This window comes from Clostridium amazonense (genome assembly GCF_056431285.1).
Genome location: NZ_JBWKMH010000030.1, coordinates 1 through 700, shown reverse-complemented (window position 1 = coordinate 700; position 700 = coordinate 1). Strand labels below are relative to the sequence as shown.

2 protein-coding genes are annotated in these 700 nt (G+C 30.4%); both read left to right on the top strand.

From position 1 onward, the window contains the following. Nucleotides 1–402 (top strand): ferritin-like domain-containing protein (locus AC07E4_RS12690; RefSeq protein WP_478216575.1); only part of this gene is annotated, 402 nt, incomplete at its 5' end. Between the two features lie 122 nt (nucleotides 403–524). Further along, nucleotides 525–700: rubredoxin-like domain-containing protein (locus tag AC07E4_RS12685; RefSeq protein WP_478216576.1), on the top strand; the 176-nt coding region annotated here is incomplete at its 3' end.

Below are 700 nucleotides of genomic sequence, written 5' to 3'. Positions count from 1 at the left end.
GGAATTGCTAAAGATATAGATCCTGAAGTTATTGAAGGTTTAAGAGCTAATTTTATTGGGGAATGTACTGAAGTTGGTATGTACATTGCTATGAGTCGTCAAGCTGATAGAGAAGGTTTCCCTGAAGTTGCTGAAGCTTATAAGAGAATAGCATGGGAAGAAGCTGAACATGCTGCTAAATTTGCTGAAATTTTAGGTGAAGTTGTTGTATCTGATACAAAAGCTAATTTACAAGCTAGAGTTGATGCTGAACACGGAGCTTGTCAAGGTAAAAAAGACTTAGCTACACTTGCTAAAAAATTAAACTTAGATGCTATTCATGATACTGTTCATGAAATGTGTAAAGATGAAGCACGACATGGCTTAGCTTTTAATGGATTATTAAATAGATATTTTAATTAACAATAATTATTTGTTTCTATTCAATATCTAATGTTGCATAATAAATTTTATAAGGATAAAAGATTAATAAAACATTATAAATTATAAATAAAAAAAGTATTGAATTTTGAGGAGGATATATTATGAAAAAATTTGTTTGTACAGTTTGTGGTTATATTCACGAAGGAGAAAATGCACCAGAAATTTGCCCAGTTTGTAAAGTAGGTGCTGATAAATTTGTTGAAAAGAGCGATACTATGGTTTTTGCTGATGAGCATAGAATAGGAATTGCTAAAGATATAGATCCTGAAGTTATTGA